Below are 16,181 nucleotides of genomic sequence, written 5' to 3'. Positions count from 1 at the left end.
TCAATTGCCCATGATCAGGTCGAACAGCGTGGTCTTCCCGCGCTTCTGTCCGGAACCGCCTACGTCGCCAGGCGGCACCGGACGGGTCGACCCCGTCTGGCCGGTGATATCGACCGGCGGCATCGGCGCACCGCCGTCGAGCTGGGCCGAAGGCGCGCCGCCATCCGCGCCGGAGGCCGGCAAGATGTCGTTGCCATCCTCGACCTGCTCGTTGAGCCGATAATTGCCGGGCAATGCGGCAACGGGCACGCCCTTATGGGCCGCGACCATGAAATCCTTCCAGGCGATCGCCGGCAGGGAACCGCCGGTCAGCTTGGTCGGCTTGCCATTGTCATTGCCGAACCAGACGCCGGTCGTCAGGTTCGACGTATAGCCCACGAACCAGGCGTCGCGGAAATTCTGGCTGGTGCCGGTCTTGCCGGCCGCCGGCCAGCCGAACCTGGCCCTGGTCGCCGTGCCGCGCTCGATCGTCTGGCTGAGCATCGCATTCATCATGCCGACATTGCGCGCCTCGATGACGCGGCTCGGCGCTGGCGCCTTGTACTCATAGAGCAGCTTGCCGCCCGTCGTCCTGACCCGCCGGATGATATGGATCGGCGCCTTGTAGCCGCCATTGGCGAAGGGAACGAAGGAATCCGTCAGTTCCAGCAAGGTCACCTCCGAAGTGCCGAGGGCGAGCGAGGCGTTGGAGGTGAGGTCCGATTCGATGCCCAGCCGGTGGGCGGTGGAAACTACCGTTGCCGGGCCGACCTCCATCACCAGCTGCGCCGAGACCGAGTTGAGCGACCGCGCCAGCGCCTCGGCAAGCGTGACCTTGCCGTAATATTTGCCGTTATAGTTTCCCGGCGTCCACTTGCCGATGCGGATCGGAGCGTCATTGCGCACGGAATCCGGTGTGAAGCCCGCTTCGAGCGCCGAGAGATAGACGAAGGGCTTGAAGGTCGAGCCTGGTTGGCGGCGCGCCTCGCTGGCACGGTCGAACTGGCTGTTGGCATAATCATAGCCGCCGACGAGCGCGCGGACGGCGCCGGTGCCGTCGATGGAGACCAGCGCGCCCTGCGACACCTTCAGCTTGTCGCCATTCTCGCTGATCAGATCGCGGATCGAGGCTTCGCCGAGCTTCTGCAGCCCGAGATCGACCGTCGTATCCACCACGACGTCGGACCGAACCTCGCCGATGAGCTCGGGCAATTCCTCCATGACGCGATCCGCCACATATTGCTCCGATCCGGTCCAGTAGGACGAGACGCGCGAGGCGGGCTGCTTCATCGCGAAGGTCAGCTCCTTGTCGCCGATCACGCCCTGCTCGCGCATGGCGGCAAGCACAAGCTGCGACCGCTCGCGGGCCGCCTTCGGATCGCGTGCCGGAGAGAGACGCGACGGCGCCTTGAGAAGTCCGGCAAGCAGCGCTGCCTCGGGCAGGGTGACTTCCTTGGCCGACTTGTTGAAATAACGCCGCGAGGCTGCGGCGACACCGTATGATCCGGAACCGAGATAGACCCGGTTCAGATACATTTCGAGTATCTGCTTCTTCGTATATTTCTGCTCGAGCCAGAGCGCGAGGAGCACTTCCTGCACCTTGCGCTCGATGGTGCGGTCCGGCGTCAGGAACAGGTTCTTGGCGAGCTGCTGCGTGATGGTGGAGCCGCCCTGGACGAGACGCCCGGACATGACATTTGTCACCATGGCGCGGGCAAAGCCGATGGGATCGACGCCGAAATGCGAGAAGAACCGGCGGTCCTCGATGGCCACCACGGCTTCAGGAATGTAGGGCGACATTTCGGTCAAATCGATCGCCTCGCCGCCGGAAGCCCCCCGATTCGCGATGAGATCGCCCTCCACCGATACGATCTTCACATTGGGCGGGCGGTCGGGAATGCTCCAGCTCGTCGTTTGCGGCATCTTGGCGGCGAAGTAGATGACGGTCCCCGCCATCGCGATGCCGCCCCAGAGGCAGAGAACCAGCGACCAGTATACCGCACGGCGCAGCGCCGAGACGAGCCCGCCGCCGCTCTTGCGGCGCGTTGCGCGGCTCCGCCTGGTCTTGGGCGATTTGCGTGCTGCCGTCTTGCGTTTTGCCAGCGGTCTGTCCTCCGGATCGGCACGCAGATCATCGCCGGACCGACGCCCGGAGCCGAAGGACGGTTCGATGCGCTGCCTGCCTCTGTCGCGTGGTGCCATTAGGGCCGTAACCTCAATCAATCAAAGGGCGTGATGAGACACTGCCCACGCGTTGCAGAGTAATTGCGGCAATTTAAGGGGCCGTTAAATTTCGCGCAGGTCTTCATCATCAACGCGCCAGCGTGCCTGCCGGCGGCGCCCGCATCTGCCATGGGCCCTTCAAACCGGGGGCGAAAGGCTCTACGATAGGGGCTTCTCGTCAAGCTGAACCCGTGGAGCGGCATATGCGACTCATCGTTCTTGCATCCCTGGCCTTGCTGGTGACCGGCTGCGGCGGCGGCGCCTTCCAGCGACTCAATCCGAACCATCCGAACGAGGCGCAATACCGCCTTGGCGGCTGTCAGCTGCGGGGGCACGGCGTGTGCAAGGACATGCAGGAATTCGAGGGTCCGGCCACGCCTGCGCAATAGCAAAAGAATATTCTTGGCAAGCCCTTGATAATTGGTCCTCCGAGGTCTACTTTTACTCTTGCGTAACGAACGGTTCTCCTCCCATTTTTCGTTCGTTGCGTGTTCCCCTCTGGACGCTATTGCGTTCACAATTCGCCGGGCATATTGCCCGGCTTTTTTGTGGCCAGCACCAAGCCGCGATGTTCCCTGTCAGCCGGGGAGCCATCCCGCGGACCATCACCCGTTTTTTACTTTCCAGGAATAGAATTGCATGGGATGAGGGCAATGGGGTCGGGGGAAGTCATGAGCAGCGTGGAAAAGTCCAGGGTCGGCTGGGTGGATATCGCCAAGGGGCTGTGCATCATCTTCGTGGTGATGATGCATTCCGTACTCGGTGTCGAGGCGGAAGCGGGCGCGACCGGATGGATGCACGCGGTCGTCGCATTCGCCCAACCCTTCCGCATGCCGGACTTTTTCCTGATCTCGGGACTCTTCCTCGGCATTGTCATCGACCGGCCGTGGATCCGCTATATTGATCGCAAGGTCGTGCATTTCGCCTATTTCTACGTGCTGTGGCTCACCATCCAGTTCGTGTTCAAGGCGCCCGCCATTGCCGCCGAAACCGGCATTGCGGGCGTGATCGGCGCCTATGCCTTGGCCTTCATCCAGCCATTCGGCACATTATGGTTCATCTATCTGCTGCCGGTGTTCTTCCTCGTCACCCGCATGCTGAAGAATATGAACCCCTGGCTCGTGCTCGTCGCAGCCGCCATTCTCGAAACGCTGCCGGTTCATACCGGCTGGCTCGTCATCGATGAGTTCTGCAGCCGCTTCGTCTATTTCTATGCGGGCTATGCCCTTGCCCCCCTCATCTTCCGGCTGGCGGAACGGCTGAGCGCACATCGTCTCGTTGCGCTCGCCATTCTGCTTGCATGGGCCCTGATCAATGCCTGGCTGGTCTTCACCCCCGCGCCGCCATCCCTGGCCGCTTTCATCCCGCCGGAAAGTTATGTTTCAGGCGGGCTCGGCGGTTGGGCGACCGTTCCGGTGATCTCGCTCGCCGCCGGAGGCGCCGGTGCGCTCGCGATCGTCTCGATATCCTCGCTGCTGGCCTCGGCCAGGCGCAGCAGTATCGTCCGGGCGCTGGAATGGCTCGGGGCGCATTCGATCGTGATCTACCTTGCCTTCTTCCTGCCGATGGCTGTGGCGCGCACCATCCTGCTCAAGACCGGCATCATCGCCGATATCGGCACGATCTCGCTGCTGACGCTCATCTGCGGCGTGCTCGGCCCGGTCGTGCTGTTCGGGCTGATCCAGCTCACAGGCTACGGACGGTTTCTTTTCAACCGGCCGGAATGGGCGAAGATCGAGCGTCCGCGCGGCAGTGGAGAGCTTTCCGCCACCGCGCCTTAGGCACCACCGCGCCCTGGATCAGCTATGGGCGAATATATCCTGTTCGTCCCAGCCCATGAGGTCGAGCCGCGAGCGCGTCGGGAGAAATTCGAAACAGGCGGCAGCTTCCTGCGCCCGCCCGTCGCGTTCCAGCCGCTCCTGCAGGATCGTGCGCAGCCGGTGGAGATAGAGCACGTCCGAAGCGGCATATTCGAGCTGAGCCTGCGACAGATGCGGCGCCGCCCAGTCCGAGGATTGCTGCTGCTTGGACAGGTTGATCTCGAGCAGTTCGCTGCACAATTCCTTCAGGCCATGCCGGTCCGTATAGGTTCTGACCAGCCGCGACGCGATCTTGGTGCAGAACACCGGCCGCGGCATCACGCCGAACGTGTGGAACAGCACGGCAAGATCGAACCTGCCGAAGTGGAAAATCTTGGTGATGCCGTCATTGCCAAGCAGCCTGACGAGGTTCGGCGCGGCGATCTGGCCCTTGTCGATCTGGATGACATCGGCCGTCCCATCGCCGGGCGAAATCTGCACCACGCAGAGCCGGTCGCGATGTGGATTGAGCCCCAGCGTCTCCGTGTCGATGGCGACGGCATCGACCTGGTAATTGTCGAGATTGGGTAGATCATTGCGGTGAAAGCGAATTGTCATGGTCGGTTCCGATTATTTGGCGAGCGCATCGAGGATGCGTGCCCAGGAGCGTTGCCCCTTGTGGAAGGAGTTCAGCTCATATTTCTCGTTGGGCGAATGAATGCGATCGTCCTCCAGGCCGAAGCCGACCAGCAGGGATTCCATGCCGAGCATGTTCTGGAAATCGCCGACGATCGGGATCGACCCGCCCATGGCGATCAGGACAGCGGGCTTCGGCCATTCGTCGCTGAGGGCATCCTTGGCCTTGGCGAGTAGCGGCGAGTCATAGGAGAGCTGGATCGCTGGCGAACCGCCATGTTCGTGGAATTCCACCGAGCAATCGGCGGGGATGCGCTCACGCACGAAGGCGCGGAACGCTTCGCGGATCTTCGCCGGGTCCTGCTTGTGGACGAGGCGGAACGAGACCTTGGCCGAGGCTTGCGCGGCGATCACCGTCTTGAAGCCCTCGCCCGTATAGCCGCCGGTGATGCCGTTGAACTCGGCCGTCGGCCTTGCCCATGTCAGCTCGAGGACGGAGCGGCCCTTCTCGCCCGAAGGTTCCGACAGGCCGATGGGGCCGAGGAAGCTCTCGGCGGTCCTGCCAAGCCCTTCCCACATCTGCAGGATCTGCGTCGGCGTTTCCTCAACGCCCTCATAGAAGCCCGGAATGGTGACGCGGCCGTTCTCGTCATGGATGTCCGCGAGCACCCTGGCCAGGATACGGATCGGATTGGCGGCTGCGCCGCCGAAGAAGCCGGAATGCAGGTCGCGATCGGCGGCCTTGACGACGATCTCCTCGCCGACCAGCCCGCGCAGGCCGACCGAGATCGCCGGCGTCTGCGGGTCCCACATGCCGGTATCGCAAACGAGAGCGAAATCCGCCTTCAATTCATCCTTGTGTGCTTCGAGAAAGGGCTTCAGCGATGGTGAGCCGGATTCTTCCTCGCCCTCGAAAAGCAGCGTCACCCGCACCGGCAGCTTGCCATGCACCGCCTTGTAGGCGCGGCAGGCTTCGACGAACGTCATCAACTGTCCCTTGTCGTCGGAGGTGCCGCGGCCGGTCAGAACCTTGCGGCCATTGCCGAGGTCCTTGACGGCGGGCGCGAACGGATCGTTCTCCCAGAGTTCGAGCGGATCGACCGGCTGGACGTCATAATGACCGTAGAACAGCACATGCGGCGCGGAAGCATCCGGACCGTCATGATGCGCGACGACCATGGGATGGCCCGGCGTGTCGCGCAGGCTCGCATCGAAGCCGATGGTCTTGAGGTCTGCCACCAGCCATTCGGCTGCCTTCCGGCAATCCGGCTTGAAGGCGGGATCGGTAGAAATCGACTTGATCCTCAGGAGATCGAATAGCCGCTCAAGGCTCTTGTCGAGATTGGAGTCGAGCGCATCGAGGACGGGGGCGAGTTCAGACATGGGATTTCCTGAATGTTGGGCGAGACTATGAGGGAGCTCTTCTTAGCCCATTTTGCCGGCAGTGGCACAAAAAAATGGGACGACCTGCCGCCACAAAAGAAATGGCCGCCGTGGCGGGGGGACCACAGGCGACCAGATCACTACACTCATTACAACCAGCCCTGGAGAGGGGGGATGGGGGTGGTTGCAGACCGGAAACAAGGCGGGGGACGAGCCTTGCAGACCGGACATCGATCTAACGTCGACAGCCTGGATTTGGGGGAGCAACCGTGGCAATTCAAGGGCGAAAAAGATTACATCTTTGTAACAAAGCCGTGACCATATGGCGCCGCACCGATGCGCTGGCGAATGGCCTGGCGCGAATGTCAGCAGCCTGTGAAACAACGCGGCATGGCATTTCCTTTTTGCAGGTCATCCTTTAATCCTATCGCTCATGAACAAAGGCGATCATCTGTTTCTAGTCGATGGCTCCGGATATATTTTCCGGGCCTATCACGCACTCCCCCCGCTCACCCGTAAATCCGATGGCCTGCCGGTCGGCGCCGTCTCGGGTTTCTGCAACATGTTGTGGAAGCTCCTGCGTGAGGCGCGCGATACGTCCGTGCGTGATACGCCGACGCATTTCGCCGTCATCTTCGACTATTCCTCCACCACGTTCCGCAAGGAGATCTATGCGGATTACAAGGCGAACCGTTCTGCCCCGCCGGAAGATCTCGTTCCGCAATTCGGTCTGATCCGGCAGGCGACGAAGGCCTTCAACCTCCCCTGCATCGAGAAGGAAGGCTATGAGGCGGACGATCTCATCGCCACCTATGCCCGCATGGCCGAGCAAGCCGGGGCGGAAGTGACCATCATTTCTTCCGACAAGGACCTCATGCAGCTCGTGACGCCGCTGGTGTCGATGTATGACAGCATGAAGGACAAGCAGATCGGTATTCCGGACGTCGTCGAAAAATGGGGCGTGCCGCCGGAAAAGATGATCGACCTGCAGGCATTGACCGGCGATTCCACCGACAATGTGCCCGGCATTCCCGGCATCGGGCCGAAGACCGCGGCGCAATTGCTGGAGGAATTCGGCGATCTCGACACATTGCTGGCGCGCGCATCCGAGATCAAGCAGCAGAAGCGGCGCGAAAACATAATTCAATATGCCGAACAGGCGCGGATATCGCGCCAGCTCGTGACCTTGAAGACCGATACGCCCATCGATGTCGGGCTCGACGAGTTTCGGCTCGAGCCGCAGAACGGCCCCAAGCTGATCGCCTTCCTGAAAGCGATGGAATTCAATTCGCTGACCCGGCGGGCAGCTGAAGCCACGGGCGTCGATGCCGGCGCCGTCGATCCGGTCGACGTCAAGGTCGTCGCCGTTGCCGAAGCACGCGGGCCGGACCTCGATGCGATCGAGGCAGCCGAGAGCACCGGCGCCGAAGAGGCGGTGAAGCCGTCCAACCTCAACGCGGTCTTTACTCCGGCCGAACTCGTCAAGGCGCGCACGGACGAGTCGCTAGGCGCGCGGATCGACCGCAGCACCTATACGACCATCCGCGATGTCGCGAGCCTTGAAATCTGGATCGACGAGGCGATGGCTTCCGGGCTGCTGGCCTTCGACACCGAAACGAGTTCCTCGGACCCCATGCAGGCGGATGTCGTCGGCATATCCCTGGCAACGCGGCCGGGACGCGCCGCCTATATTCCCATCGGGCACAAGAGCCGCGACGGCGATCTCCTCGGCGGCGGCCTGCTCGAGCACCAGATACCGGAGAAGGACGTCTTCAGCCGGTTGAAGCCGCTGCTGGAAGACCCGTCGGTGCTCAAGGTCGCCCATGGCATGAAATTCGAATGGCTGATCATGCATCGCCACGGCATCGATCTTCATCCGGTCGACGACACGATGCTGATTTCCTATGTGCTCGATGCGGGCGAAGGCAGCCACAGCATGGACAGCCTGTGCGATCGCTGGCTTGGCCACAAGCCGCTATCCTTCAAGGAGATCGTCGGTTCCGGCAAGTCGACGCTCACCTTCGACAAGGTCGAGATCGAGCGTGCTGCCGAGTATGCGGCGGAAGATGCCGACGTCACGCTGCGGCTGTGGCGCCTACTGAAGCCGCGACTCGTCGCCGATGGGCTCGTCTCTGTCTATGAGAGGCTGGAGCGGCCGCTCATTCCCGTTCTGGCGCGTATGGAAGAGCGGGGAATTTCGGTCGATCGGCAGATTCTGTCGCGGCTTTCGGGCGATCTCGCCCAATCGGCCGCCGCCATCGAAGAGGATATCTACAAGCTGGCCGGCGAGCGGATCAATATCGGCTCGCCGAAGCAGATGGGCGACATACTCTTCGGCAAGATGGGATTGCCGGGCGGCAGCAAGACCAAGACCGGCCAGTGGTCGACTTCGGCGCAACTGCTCGAGGACCTCGCCGCAGAGGGGCATGAACTGCCGCGCAAGATCGTCGACTGGCGCCAGCTGACCAAGCTCAAATCAACCTATACGGATGCCCTGCCCGGCTATATCAACCCACGCACGCAGCGCGTCCACACTTCCTATGCCATGGCCGCCACTTCGACCGGGCGGCTCTCCTCCTCGGAACCGAACCTGCAGAATATTCCCATCCGCACCAGCGAGGGTCGCAAGATCCGGACTGCGTTCATCGCCAGTCCCGGCAACAAGCTGATTTCGGCCGATTACAGCCAGATCGAGCTTCGCGTGCTGGCGCATGTGGCGGAAATCCCGCAGCTGACGCAGGCCTTTGCCGATGGCATCGACATTCACGCCATGACCGCCTCGGAAATGTTCGGAGTGCCGGTGGAAGGCATGCCGTCGGAAGTGCGGCGGCGGGCCAAGGCGATCAATTTCGGCATCATCTACGGCATTTCGGCCTTCGGCCTCGCCAATCAGCTGTCGATCGGGCGCGAAGAGGCCAGCCTCTATATCCGCACCTATTTCGAGCGCTTCCCCGGCATCCGCGACTACATGGAGGCGACGAAGGCTTTCGCCCGCCAGCACGGCTATGTGGAAACCATCTTCGGCCGGCGGGCGCATTATCCGGAGATCCGCTCCTCGAACCCGCAATTGCGCGCTTTCAACGAACGAGCCGCCATCAATGCGCCGATACAGGGCTCGGCCGCCGATATCATCCGCCGCGCCATGGTGCGGATGGATGCGGCACTGGCGGATGCGCGGCTTTCAGCCCGCATGCTGCTGCAGGTCCATGACGAACTGGTGTTCGAGACGGCGGAAGACGAGGTCGAGGCGACGCTGCCGATCATCCGGCAGGTGATGGAGAATGCCGCGATGCCGGCCGTCTCCCTGTCGGTGCCGTTGCAAGTCGATGCCCGCGCCGCCCATAATTGGGACGAGGCGCACTGACGGCAGCGGTCTTCAGGGCCATTGGCCAAAGGGCATTTGGCCCGGTCTATTGGATCGCGTCGAGCACCCGCCGCTGGGCGTGCATCTCAAGGAAAATGCGATAATCCCGGTCGAGCCGCTTGCGGGCGTCGGGATTGGGCAGCCTTTCGCGCCCGCCCTGCTTCATCGCAACGCAGGCCGATGGCAGATCGGGATAGAAGCCCGCCGCCGTCGCCGCAACCATGGCCGTTCCGAGGAGGACCGCATCCTCGGCGGCGGAGGTGATGACGGTGCAGCCGGTGGCATCGGCATAGAGCTCCATCAGCAACGGGCTCTTGGTATGGCCGCCGGTCACATGCATCGTGTCGATCGCATAGCCCTTCTCATTGAAGGCATCGAGAACGTGACGCACGCCGAGCGCAATGGCCACTGAAGTGCGCCAGTAGAGCCGGCACAGGCTGTCGAAGGACGCATCGAGATTGAGCCCGCTTATGACGCCGACGGCGTGGGGATCGGCCAACGGCGAACGGTTGCCGTGGAAGTCGGGCAGGACATGCAGCCGGTTGGCAAGATCGGGCTCCTGGCTGCGCAATTCATTGATGCGCTGCGCGATCTTGCCATGCAACTCGCCATCCGGCTCGCCGACCGAACCATGCAGGCGGATGATATGATCGAGAAGCGCGCCCGTCACCGACTGACCGCCTTCGCTGAGCCAGATATCCGGCAGGGCCACGCCGTAATAGGGCCCCCAGCCGCCACTGATAAGAATGGGATCGGGCGAAAGCGCCATCAGGCAGCTCGACGTGCCGGCGATCAACGCCAGATGCCGGTCGATCTGCGAGAGGTCGCAGGCAAACCCGCCGAGGACGCCGAGCGCTCCCGCATAGGCATCGATCAGGCCGGCGCCGACATGGCAATCGGTGGTGAGGCCGAGCGCGGCAGCCGCGTCGGGAGTGAGCCGTCCGACATCGGTTCCGACGGGGCTGGCCTTTTCCGGCAGATTGCCCTTTGCCACCATGTCGTCGAGCCCGATTTCCTGCAGATAATCCGGCTGCCAGCCACGTTCCTCATGGGCGAGATAAGTCCATTTGCACGTCAGCGTGCATTGCGAGCGCTCAAGCGAGCCGGATGCACGCCAGCTGAGATAATCTGCCAGATCGAAGAAATAGCCAGCCTTGTCCCACGTCTCGGGCAGATGCCGCTTCAGCCACATAAGCTTCGGCGTCTGCATCTCGGGCGACATGGCGCCGCCGAGATATTCAAGCACCTTGTGCCCCGTGGCCGAACATTCATCAGCCTCCTCGAGCGCGCGATGATCGAGCCAGACGACCGTATCCCAGCGATTGTCGCCCGTGGTGGAGACCGTGAGAGGATCACCCTGCCGATCCCTGACGACCAGCGAACAGGTGGCATCGAAGCTGATGCCGGCCACTTCCGAGGCGGCGATGCCCGCGGCCTTGAGCGCGCCGCGGACCGCGATGCACACGGCTTTCCATATGTCTTCGGAGTCCTGCTCGGCGTGATCGGTGGCAGGCTTGTTCATCACGATCGGATGTTCGACCCTGCCGGCCAGCCTGCCGCTCTTATGAACTATGCCCGCGCGGGCGCTTCCTGTACCGACATCGACGGCGCAGACATATTCAGGCATCAAGGAACTTTCAGCTTGGCCTTCTGCTGCGTGAGCAAATCAGGCAATTCCAACATGTCGGCGAATATACAGTCTGGTCCGAGAGACGCAAGCGTCTCCTCCAGCCGTCCGCCACGGGAATGGGTGCCTCCGGTGAATGCGAATACCCGCATTCCGGCGCTCTTGGCGGCAGCGATTCCTGCCGGGCTATCCTCGATAACGACACATTCGCGCGGATCGACATTCATCGTCTTGGCCGCGAAAAGGAAGAGGTCCGGCGCGGGCTTGCCGTTCTTGACCATCGTGGCGCTGAAGATATGCGGATCGAGCAGATCGATGAGGCCGGTCAAGGTGAGCGACAGCCTGATGCGCTCGGGCTGGCTCGACGACGCCACGCAGCGCGGCACATCGATGCGGCGCAGCGCCTCGGCAATGCCGGGGATAGGCTTCAGGTCCAGCTCGAACCGGCCATAGAGGTTCTTGCGCATTTCCTCGAGGTCCGCCTCGCTGGCGGCAAAGCCGTAATCCTCGTGCAGAACCTTGCTGATCGTGGCCATGCTGCGCCCAAGGAAGCGGTCATAGGCCTCGTCCTCGGTCATGCTGACACCGCTCTTGCCGATCATTTCGAGCAGGACGGCGATGGAGATCGGCTCGCTGTCGACGAGCACACCGTCACAATCGAAGATGACCAGGGAGGGTATTGTCATTTTTGCACTGTCCGAATTGCCGTTCATTGTCCTGCAACGCCCCCTGACCTGCCGGTCAGAGCCTATCGTCCAGATAGAGCTTCAGCGTTTCCCGCGCGCCTTCCTGCCACAGCGTGCGGAGTATGCGCGAGAACGATTCGACAAAAACCGGCGTCGTTCCTACTTCGCCGAAAATATCGGTCATGGCAAGGAATGCCTTGGGGTCGTCCTTGGCCTTGAGTGCTTCCACCTTGAGGCGCTCGGCGCTGGCGTCAAGATAATTCGTGGGCTGGCCGCTATCGGTCGTGCCGGCGCAGAAGCGGCACCACAGGGCCGAAACCAGCGACAGGCCGGTTATGCTCCTTCCGGCCTTCAGCCGATCCGCCGTCGTCGGCAATATGAACTTCGGTTGACGGTTCGATCCGTCCTGGCACAGTCTCTGGATCGTGTCGCCGATCTTGGGGTTGGAGAATCGACGCACTATAAGATCGAAATATTCGTCGAAAGGCATGTCCGGCACGGGCGGCAGGACCGGGATGATCTCTTCGGTCTCGAGCTTGGTGAGGAAATCGCGGATCAGTGGCTCTTCCATCGCCTCATGCACGAAATGGATGTCCATCAGCGCCGCCGGATAGGCGATCGCCGCATGGCCGCCATTGAGAATGCGGATCTTCATCAGTTCGTACGGGGCGACATCCTTGACGAAGGTCACGCCCACCCGGTCGAGCGAGGGGCGCCCGATGGGGAAATGATCTTCCAGCACCCATTGCTTGAAGGGTTCGCAGAATACCGGCCAATTATCCTCGATGCCGAATTCGCTCTGCAGCAACTGGCGTTCGCGGTCGGAGGTCGCAGGCGTGATGCGATCGACCATGCTGTTCGGGAAAGCGACATGTTCCCGAACCCATTCCGCCAGATTGCCGTCGACGAGCTCGGCGAGCCCGCTGACCGCGTCACAGGTCACATGGCCATTGCCGGGGATATTGTCGCAGGACATCACCGTGAAAGGCGGCGTGTTGTCGTTGCGCCGGCGGATGAGGCCGGCGAGGATCAGGCCGAACACGGTCTTCGGGCGGTCGATCGCCTGCGCATCCGCCACGATGGCTGGGTGCTGCGGATTGAAGTGGCCGGATGCCGGATCGATGAAGTAGCCGCCTTCGGTAATCGTCATCGACACGATGCGGATGGCGGGATCGGCGAGGCGGGCAATGGTGTTCTCTTCATTGCCGGGTTCGAGATAGTCGATCATCGCGCCCGTGACATGCGCCACCCTGTGCCCGCTATCCTGCTCCACCACCGTGGTCAGCCAGTCCTGTTCCTTGAGCTTCTGGCGCATGGTCTCGTCGGACGGCAGGACGCCGGCCCCGATGATCCCCCAGTCGCGGTCGACGCCCGCATTGAACAGGGCGTCGAGATAGACCGCCTGGTGGGCCCGGTGAAAATTGCCGATGCCGAAATGGACGATGCCGGCGGAAAGGTCGGACCTGCCATAGGCGGGAACGCCGACATTTGCCGGGAGCCGGTTCAGCCCAGCCTGGGAAAGTTTGACAGTCATCGGATTCGACCTCTCATGCTTCATACCGCTTATCCGTCCGCCTTTCGGGCGGGCGGTCAGCTCATCCAGTTGCCGCCGTCGACATTGTATGTCTGCGCCACGACGTAATCGCTCTCGCTGCTGGCGAGAAAGACCGCCGATCCGGTGATGAGGGCCGTCTTTCCTGCCAGTCTGTCCATATTGCCTTACGTCCTCTGGATGGCCTGGCCATCGGCGCCGAACCTGTGCATGCGCGGGGCGTCGGGCGTCAGATAGACCGGTTGCCCGTGTTCGGCGGTGAAGTCGCCATCGGTCCGCACGGTGATCTTGCCGGCGCTTTCCGTCTGGACGTGGATGAACGTATCGGAGCCGAGATGCTCGCTGACACCGACGGTGCCTTTCCACGCCCCTTCGGTGGTGGATATCTTCACATGCTCCGGCCGCACGCCGAGCGTCGCCGCGTCGTGGCGGGCGGCTTCCGGCCCCTCGATCAGGTTCATGCGCGGGGAGCCGATGAAACCGGCGACGAAGACATTGCGCGGGCTGCGATAGAGATCGAGCGGCGAGCCCACCTGCTCTATCCTTCCGGCATTGAGCACGACGATCTTGTCGGCCATCGTCATGGCCTCGACCTGATCGTGGGTGACGTAGATCATGGTGGTTTGCAGTTGATGGTGCAGGTCGCTGATTTCCAGCCGCATATTGCCGCGCAGGGCCGCATCGAGGTTCGACAGCGGCTCGTCGAAGAGGAACGCCTTCGGCTGGCGGACGATCGCGCGACCGATGGCAACGCGCTGGCGCTGGCCGCCGGAGAGCTGGCCGGGGCGGCGGTCGAGATAATTTGCAAGATTGAGGATATTCGCGGCGTCCCGCACCTTCTTGTCGATGGTGGCCTTGTCCTGCCCGTCCATTTTCAGCGGAAAGGCGATATTCTGGTAGACGCTCATATGCGGATAGAGCGCATAGGACTGGAATACCATGGAAAGGCCGCGATGCGCCGGCGCTTCGTTCGACATGTCCTTGCCGTCGATGACGATGCGCCCCGCCGACAGGTCTTCGAGGCCGGCGATCATGCGCAGGAGCGTCGATTTTCCGCAGCCGGAAGGCCCGACGAAGACGACGAACTCGCCATTGTCGATCTCGAGGTCGATTTCGGGAATGACCGTCGTCGTACCGAACGACTTGGACACTTTTTCTAGCGTTATGCTACCCATGATACGTTTCCCATCTTCATTGGCCGCGCCACGGGGCCTGTTTATTTGACGGCACCGAAGGTCAGGCCGCGGACAAGCTGCTTTTGCGAAAACCAGCCCATGACCAGGATCGGCGCGATCGCCATCGTCGATGCGGCCGAAAGCTTGGCCCAGAACAGGCCCTCGGGGCTCGAATAGGAGGCGATGAAGGCAGTCAGCGGCGCCGCATTGGCAGCCGTCAGATTGAGCGTCCAGAAGGCTTCGTTCCAGGCCAGGATGATGTTGAGCAACATGGTGGAAGCTATTCCCGGCACGGCCATCGGCGTCAGCACATAGACGATCTCCTTGGCAAGCGATGCGCCATCCATGCGGGCCGCCTCAAGGATCTCGCCGGGTATCTCCTTGAAATATGTGTAGAGCATCCAGACGATGATCGGCAGATTGATCATGGTCAGCACGGCGACGAGGCCGATACGGGTGTCGAGCAGGCCCCAGTCGCGGAAGATCAGGTAGAGCGGCACGAGAACGCCGACGGCGGGCATCATCTTCGTCGACAGCATCCACATCAATATGTCCTTGGTGCGTTTCGTCGGCGAAAAGGCCATGGCCCAGGCAGCAGGGATGGCCAGCAGCAGACCGAGCAACGTGGAGCCGACTGAAATGACGATGGAGTTCATCACATGCTTGCCATAGTCGGACCGGCTCTGCACCTCGTGATAATTTTCGAGCGTCCAGTCGAAGAAGAGGAATTGCGGCGGCGTCGCTATCGCCGTGCCCTCGCTCTTGAAGCTGGTCAGGAAGGTCCAGAGGATCGGAAAGAAGATCAGGAAGCCGATCGTCCAGCCGATGATGGTGAAGGTGAGTTTCGTACGCGTCTTGACTGCCCGGGCCATATCAGCGCTCCAGGTTCTTGCCGATGAGGCGGATGAGGAAAAAGGCGACGATATTGGCAAGGACGACCGCGACGATACCGCCGGCCGAGGCGCCGCCGACGTCGAATTGCAGCAATGCCTGCATGTAGATGAGGTAGGTGATGTTGGTCGTCTGGATGCCCGGACCGCCATTGGTCGTCACCAGTATTTCGGCGAAGACGCTGAGCAGGAAGATCGTCTGGATCAGGATCACCACGGTGATGGCGCGGGAAAGATGCGGCAGAACCAGGTAATAGAAGCGCGAAAACACCCCGGCGCCGTCCATTTCGGCTGCCTCGATCTGCTCGCCGTCAAGCGACTGCAATGCGGTGAGCAGGATGAGCGTGGCGAAGGGCAGCCACTGCCAGGCGACGATGAGAATGATGGAAAACAGCGGCAATTGCGCGAACCAGTCGATCGGCTGGAAGCCGAACGTCCGCGCGATCCAGGCGAATAGTCCGTTCACCGGATGCATCAGCATGTTCTTCCACACCAGCGCCGAAACGGTCGGCATGACGAAGAACGGGGCGATGACCAGCAGTCGCACGATGCCCTGGCCGAAGAACGGCTGGTCGAGCACCAGCGCCAGCAATATGCCGCCGATGACGGTGATCAGCAATGTGCCGCCGACCAGCATCAGCGTGTTGCCCAAGGCGGTGAAGAAGGCGGGATCGGTGAGAAAATACTGGTAGTTGACGACGCCTATATATTCTTCCGTTCCCGGCATCAGCAGATTGTAGCGCAGGAACGAGAAATACAGCGTCATGGCGAGCGGCACGATCATCCACAGGAACAGCAGGATGACGGCTGGCGACATCATGAGCCGGGCGGTTGCGCGTGTCTGGAGCGTTGCCATGGTCGGGTTTC

At 62.0% G+C, this 16,181-nt stretch carries 12 protein-coding genes and 1 pseudogene; 3 read left to right on the top strand and 10 right to left on the bottom strand.

All coding sequences use genetic code 11. The annotated features are described in order from the left end of the window. Window positions 1-2,181 (bottom strand): transglycosylase domain-containing protein, encoded by a 2,181-nt coding sequence (locus tag OSJ75_RS07970; RefSeq protein WP_250019408.1) that lies wholly within the window; start codon window positions 2,179-2,181, stop codon window positions 1-3. Between the two features lie 224 nt (window positions 2,182-2,405). Between OSJ75_RS07970 and OSJ75_RS07965 the strand changes: the two genes are divergently transcribed. Then, window positions 2,406-2,591, top strand: coding sequence for a hypothetical protein (locus OSJ75_RS07965; RefSeq protein ID WP_250019409.1), 186 nt, complete (start codon window positions 2,406-2,408; stop codon window positions 2,589-2,591). Between the two features lie 255 nt (window positions 2,592-2,846). Beyond that, window positions 2,847-3,983, top strand: a complete 1,137-nt coding sequence (locus tag OSJ75_RS07960; RefSeq protein WP_267227466.1) for an acyltransferase family protein — start codon at window positions 2,847-2,849, stop codon at window positions 3,981-3,983. An 18-nt stretch (window positions 3,984-4,001) separates the two neighbouring features. On the opposite strand, the gene OSJ75_RS07955 is transcribed toward OSJ75_RS07960, so the two are convergent. After that, window positions 4,002-4,619: a ribonuclease D gene (locus OSJ75_RS07955; RefSeq protein ID WP_250019411.1), complete on the bottom strand. Its 618-nt coding sequence runs from the start codon at window positions 4,617-4,619 to the stop codon at window positions 4,002-4,004. A 12-nt stretch (window positions 4,620-4,631) separates the two neighbouring features. Further along, window positions 4,632-6,020, bottom strand: coding sequence for a dipeptidase (locus tag OSJ75_RS07950; protein WP_250019412.1), 1,389 nt, complete (start codon window positions 6,018-6,020; stop codon window positions 4,632-4,634). Between the two features lie 433 nt (window positions 6,021-6,453). Between OSJ75_RS07950 and polA the strand changes: the two genes are divergently transcribed. Then, window positions 6,454-9,384: a DNA polymerase I gene (gene polA / locus OSJ75_RS07945; protein WP_267227464.1), complete on the top strand. Its 2,931-nt coding sequence runs from the start codon at window positions 6,454-6,456 to the stop codon at window positions 9,382-9,384. 46 nt (window positions 9,385-9,430) lie between these two features. Here the strand turns inward: polA and OSJ75_RS07940 are convergent, their stop codons facing one another. The 7 genes and pseudogenes from OSJ75_RS07940 to OSJ75_RS07910 form a co-directional block, all read right to left on the bottom strand. Then, a complete protein-coding gene (locus OSJ75_RS07940) occupies window positions 9,431-11,011 on the bottom strand; it encodes an FGGY-family carbohydrate kinase (protein ID WP_267227463.1) in 1,581 nt (526 codons plus the stop codon). Next, a complete protein-coding gene (locus OSJ75_RS07935) occupies window positions 11,011-11,697 on the bottom strand; it encodes an HAD family hydrolase (protein ID WP_267227462.1) in 687 nt (228 codons plus the stop codon). The genes OSJ75_RS07940 and OSJ75_RS07935 overlap by 1 nt, the downstream gene beginning before the upstream one ends. A gap of 55 nt (window positions 11,698-11,752) precedes the next feature. After that, on the bottom strand, window positions 11,753-13,231 hold the full coding sequence (locus tag OSJ75_RS07930; RefSeq protein WP_267227461.1) for a mannitol dehydrogenase family protein: 1,479 nt from the start codon (window positions 13,229-13,231) through the stop codon (window positions 11,753-11,755). A gap of 56 nt (window positions 13,232-13,287) precedes the next feature. After that, a pseudogene (locus OSJ75_RS07925) lies at window positions 13,288-13,380 on the bottom strand (L-iditol 2-dehydrogenase); the annotation flags it as partial. 36 nt (window positions 13,381-13,416) lie between these two features. Further along, complete coding sequence (locus OSJ75_RS07920) at window positions 13,417-14,424, bottom strand: ABC transporter ATP-binding protein (RefSeq protein ID WP_250019417.1); 1,008 nt, start codon at window positions 14,422-14,424, stop codon at window positions 13,417-13,419. Window positions 14,425-14,465: 41 nt separating this feature from the next. Next, on the bottom strand, window positions 14,466-15,296 hold the full coding sequence (locus OSJ75_RS07915; RefSeq protein WP_250019418.1) for a carbohydrate ABC transporter permease: 831 nt from the start codon (window positions 15,294-15,296) through the stop codon (window positions 14,466-14,468). Between the two features lies 1 nt (window position 15,297). After that, window positions 15,298-16,170, bottom strand: coding sequence for a carbohydrate ABC transporter permease (locus tag OSJ75_RS07910; protein WP_250019419.1), 873 nt, complete (start codon window positions 16,168-16,170; stop codon window positions 15,298-15,300). Window positions 16,171-16,181 lie beyond the last annotated feature (11 nt).

The sequence above is a fragment of the Phyllobacterium sp. 0TCS1.6A genome (genome assembly GCF_026420825.1).
Classification (GTDB): Bacteria; Pseudomonadota; Alphaproteobacteria; order Rhizobiales; family Rhizobiaceae; genus Phyllobacterium.
This window is presented reverse-complemented; position numbering and strand designations above follow the sequence as displayed.

Excerpts from the sequence above, each read along its gene's own strand:
- OSJ75_RS07950 (WP_250019412.1), bottom strand. The coding sequence starts at position 6,020 with ATGTCTGAACTCGCCCCCGTCCTCGATGCGCTCGACTCCAATCTCGAC.
- OSJ75_RS07920 (WP_250019417.1), bottom strand. The coding sequence starts at position 14,424 with ATGGGTAGCATAACGCTAGAAAAAGTGTCCAAGTCGTTCGGTACGACG.
- OSJ75_RS07940 (WP_267227463.1), bottom strand. The coding sequence starts at position 11,011 with ATGCCTGAATATGTCTGCGCCGTCGATGTCGGTACAGGAAGCGCCCGC.
- polA (WP_267227464.1), top strand. The coding sequence starts at position 6,454 with ATGAACAAAGGCGATCATCTGTTTCTAGTCGATGGCTCCGGATATATT.
- OSJ75_RS07910 (WP_250019419.1), bottom strand. The coding sequence starts at position 16,170 with ATGGCAACGCTCCAGACACGCGCAACCGCCCGGCTCATGATGTCGCCA.
- OSJ75_RS07935 (WP_267227462.1), bottom strand. The coding sequence starts at position 11,697 with ATGACAATACCCTCCCTGGTCATCTTCGATTGTGACGGTGTGCTCGTC.
- OSJ75_RS07965 (WP_250019409.1), top strand. The coding sequence starts at position 2,406 with ATGCGACTCATCGTTCTTGCATCCCTGGCCTTGCTGGTGACCGGCTGC.
- OSJ75_RS07960 (WP_267227466.1), top strand. The coding sequence starts at position 2,847 with ATGAGGGCAATGGGGTCGGGGGAAGTCATGAGCAGCGTGGAAAAGTCC.
- OSJ75_RS07970 (WP_250019408.1), bottom strand. The coding sequence starts at position 2,181 with ATGGCACCACGCGACAGAGGCAGGCAGCGCATCGAACCGTCCTTCGGC.
- OSJ75_RS07955 (WP_250019411.1), bottom strand. The coding sequence starts at position 4,619 with ATGACAATTCGCTTTCACCGCAATGATCTACCCAATCTCGACAATTAC.
- OSJ75_RS07930 (WP_267227461.1), bottom strand. The coding sequence starts at position 13,231 with ATGACTGTCAAACTTTCCCAGGCTGGGCTGAACCGGCTCCCGGCAAAT.
- OSJ75_RS07915 (WP_250019418.1), bottom strand. The coding sequence starts at position 15,296 with ATGGCCCGGGCAGTCAAGACGCGTACGAAACTCACCTTCACCATCATC.